This window comes from Pontibacter populi, assembly GCF_019336435.1.
Classification (GTDB): domain Bacteria; phylum Bacteroidota; class Bacteroidia; order Cytophagales; family Hymenobacteraceae; genus Pontibacter; species Pontibacter humidus.
Window position 1 is genome coordinate 1 of sequence record NZ_JAHWXQ010000011.1, and the last position, 3,889, is coordinate 3,889.

The 3,889-nt window shown below is 50.8% G+C and carries 3 protein-coding genes; all 3 read right to left on the minus strand.

Annotated features, from left to right (window positions below):
* Positions 1-138 precede the first annotated feature (138 nt).
* Positions 139-1,329 (minus strand): hypothetical protein, encoded by a 1,191-nt coding sequence (locus KYK27_RS18305; RefSeq protein WP_219337377.1) that lies wholly within the window; start codon positions 1,327-1,329, stop codon positions 139-141.
* Between the two features lie 11 nt (positions 1,330-1,340).
* Positions 1,341-2,336 carry a PorP/SprF family type IX secretion system membrane protein gene (locus KYK27_RS18310; RefSeq protein WP_219337378.1) on the minus strand — a complete coding sequence of 332 codons (996 nt, stop codon included), beginning with the start codon at positions 2,334-2,336 and terminating at the stop codon, positions 1,341-1,343.
* A 5-nt stretch (positions 2,337-2,341) separates the two neighbouring features.
* Positions 2,342-3,889: gliding motility-associated C-terminal domain-containing protein (locus KYK27_RS18315; RefSeq protein WP_219337379.1), on the minus strand; the 1,548-nt coding region annotated here is incomplete at its 5' end.

Genomic DNA, 3,889 nt, shown 5'->3' on the forward strand with positions numbered 1-3,889 from the left:
GCATAAAAAAAGCCGCTTCCCGTTAGATGAAGCGGCTTTTTGCTAACTGATTTCCCAGGACAGGATGTCCAGGAAGGCAGGGGTGGAAGGGACCAGCAACGCTGTCCTTTTCTTCCCTTCCTTACCAGGCTGCGCCGGTTAGTGCATTAGGTAGAGTTCGGTTTTGCGGTTGTCGCGGCCTTTGGCATCGCGCACTTCGTTTTCCAGGGTCACCACAAAGTGCTTCTTGGCAAAATACTTCTCGATGTGGTTTTTAACCTGCAACGCGCGGTTGCGGCTCACATAGTCTTTTGCTTCGGCCGAGCCATAGCCATCGGAATAGCCCTTTATGACCAGCTCGGTGCCTTGCGGCTGCTTGTTTAGAAAGCGGGCCAGGGCCGATACTTCTTCCAGGTTTAAGTAAACACTGTTGAAGGCATAAAAGAGCTTCATGGCCGGAGCGGCAGCTTTTGTCTTTAGGACCGGTGCAGGAGTTATCACTTCTTCCACCACCTCCTCTACCGGGGCTATGGCCAGCACCTCTTCTTTTAGGGAAGGCACCGGCTCCAGCAGGTAGGCCGTATAAAAGTAGTCCTGCTCCTGGGAAGCAGAGATCCACATCTGGCGGTCGGCTACCTTTTTATAGTAGGCATTATACGTACCAGCCACATTCATCACCGGAGCCAGCTTTACCGGGGTACCTGCTTTTGAAGTGGCTACATCTACCGGCGCACGATAGTTATAAGCTATAGCTTCGTCTTTGCGGGAGAAGTAAAGCGTGTCATTAGCCAGGTAAGGGGCAAACTCCGGTTGGCGCGTGTTGACAGTCTTACCCAGGTTTTTTGGTTTGGACCAGCGGTTGTTTTCCCACTTGCTTATGTACAGGTCTTCATGCCCTTGTGAGCGGCCAAGTTCTGCTGCTACCACTAACGTTTGCTTATCATCTGACAAGAACATACCCAGGTTACGGGCATGATTTCTCATCTTAGGCAGCAGGCGCTCCCCTGTTTTCTCGAAGCTTCCCTCCTTTAAACGATAGAAAGAGATCACCTCCTGGTTACGGCCATTTTTCTGATACACGTATAGTTCGCCGGCAGCTTTATTACCCCCCACCACCGCGTTTATCAGTCCGGCATTCAGGACCACTTCTTTTTTAGAAGTTTCACTTTTGTCACGCTGCTCTGAGTAAATAAACTGTCCCTGTTCTTCCTTCAGGGTATACAGCAGCAAGTCATTTTCCAGCAAAATAAAACCTGCCAACTCTGACTTGGTTTGCTTTACTTCCACCTGTGCCTGGGCTGCTGCCCCGCTTGCCAGTAAGAAGGCGATCGTGTAAATTATTTTCTTCATCTTTCTGCTGGTTACCACATCGTTACTTTTTTGCTATACTTGGGATACTTTACCGGGATCAGGTTATAAGTGAACATGATCTCGTTGGTAGCCTTGTTAATGTAGCGGGCATCGGCAGTAGGCGCTTCATATACATACCCGATCCTGAGCTGACTCAGGCGTATGCCGGCATTTACCGAGAACGCCTGGTCTTTGCGGTAACCCGCACCTAGCCATAGCATGTTCTGGTACACACCTTTCACCTGCCCTTCCAGCGTTTCTTCCAGTTTGCTATCGTAGCGGTACAGGGAGTTTACGACCAGGCCCAGCTGTTCAGTAACAGAAGTTCTGAAACCAGCCTGCACCACGTGGTGCTGTGGCACATTATTCTGCAGGTAATCATCTCCCGAAGTCATCAGTTTCCCTTTGGTGATATCCTGCATCGCGTAGCCTAGGTAATAATTCTCCGCTGTCAGCATCAGGCCCATGTTCAGATCCATGCGGTTCACTTTGCCTTGCTGGCCTACCAGGCCTTCAAACTCCGGATCGCCTTCCTGGTCTATGGTGAGCTTGCTGCCATCCAAGTGCTGCGAGCTGAAGGTAATAGCAGAACCCCAGCGCAGGCTCAGTTTCTGTGAAAGCTGCACACGAGAGCCGTAGCTCAGGTGCACCTGATTCTCGGTAAAGGGGCCGAAACGGTCGTTCAACACCGCTAAACCAAAAGCGTGTTTGGCGCCTAACTGTCGGTTGTAACTATCTTCTTCACGGGACTTTAACAGGTCCTCCTTTTTCCAGGCACCCAGGTCTGCCAGGTCTAGTTCTGCAGAGGCAAAAATGGTTTGCGGCGCATCTTCAAAACCCGTCCACTGGTTACGGTAATAGGTTTTGAGCATGGAGCCTTCGTAGCCGGTAAGGGCCGGGTTAAAGTACTGCTGAAACAGCGAGAAGTTGGCCACATGTTTTCTGTTCTGGGCCTTGAGGCCCAGAACAGAAGCCACAAGGGCTATGGTTAATACGATCTTTCTCATGATGATTATTTACTAAGAATTGTCACGACACCTTTTTTAACCAGGTTGATATCTTTCACCTGCACCACATAGAAGAAGGCACCTTTTAGGATCTGACCGTTCAGGCCACGTCCGTCCCATCCTTTTTCAGGGTCTGTGGTATGGAACAGGCGTACACCTGCTCTGTCAAATACCTCGATCTCCACGCTGTTATAGAAGCGAAGTTCCGGGATGGTCCAGGTATCGTTCATGCCATCCCCATTTGGCGAGAATGCATTGACGATCTTGAGTTTATCAACCGGCTTGGTATAAGGCTCCTTGGTCAGGGTAAACACTTTTTCGATCGTGTTCTGATAAGGGTCTGTGCTTCTTACCCGGATGCTAAAGGTAGTTTTGCCCGATAACCCGTTATTAGATTTCAGATGAACTTTGTCGCCTCTGATATCGAACAGGCTATTGGCTGCATCACCTTCACCAGCTACCAATGTGTAGACAAACTGGGTGTCGTCTGCATCTGTAGTGGTCAGTGTGCCGATTACGTCATCTGCCTTGGCTTCCGGTGCAAAGGTACTCGCGCTAAAAGCAAGTGCCGTCGGTGCTTTGTTCGGCGCTACTACAACCGAAATGGAAGCTACTTTGCCACCTCGGTTAGTGGTGTTAGCTGCCGGAACCAACTGACCGGTTAGCACATACGTGCCGGCTACCAGGCCATTGTAAGTGCCCTGTGCCCAGGTGACGGAAATGGCTTCTTTCACTCCGTTGGTATAAGTTACCTCTACTGTATTTGGCAGCGGTACATTGGCGTAAGCTGTCCTGATCGGAACGGTTATGGTGGCCAGGGTCGCTACTGCAGCAATGTCCTGACGCACAGTGACGGTTTGCGTGGCCGTCGTTTTGTTGCCCGAGGCATCGGTGGCCGTCCAGGTAACGATCGTTACGCCTGCCGGATATTCACCTGGTGCATCGTTAGTGACAAGGATAGCTGCAGCAGCGCAGTTATCAGCCGTTACCGGCGTGCCCAGGTTTACATTCGAAGCGGTAGTTTTACCCGCATCCACCTCCACTACCAGGTCTGCCGGAGCTGTGATGGTTGGCGCGATGTTATCCACGATCGTTACAGTAGCTGCAGCCATGGCCGTGTTGCCTGCTTTATCAGTAACGATCAGGTTTACAGTATTAACACCCAGGTTGCTGCAGTTGAACGTGTAAGTATCAAGGGCCAGGGTTTCGATACCACAGTTGTCGGTAGAGTTATCGTTTACCTGCGCTGCCGTGATGGTTACCGAGCCGTTTGCATCCAGTTCAACGGTGATGTTTTTGGCAAGTGCCGTTGGCGCGATTTCATCCACTATAGTTACCGTGGCTTCTTTACTCGCCACGTTTCCGTTCACATCCGTTACCGTCAGCGTTACCGTGTTCTGGCCTGCATTTTCACAAGAGAAGGTGGTTACATCCAGCGTCATGTTGTCTATTCCGCAGTTGTCCGTAGAGCCATTATCGATCTGAGCAGCGGTGATCGTTGCCTTACCCGTAGCATCCAGCTGAACGGTGAGGTTCTGGGTTACTACTATTGG

Bases quoted from the DNA above. Each gene is read 5' to 3' on its own strand.
- KYK27_RS18305 (WP_219337377.1), bottom strand. From the start codon at position 1,329: ATGAAGAAAATAATTTACACGATCGCCTTCTTACTGGCAAGCGGGGCA.
- KYK27_RS18310 (WP_219337378.1), bottom strand. From the start codon at position 2,336: ATGAGAAAGATCGTATTAACCATAGCCCTTGTGGCTTCTGTTCTGGGC.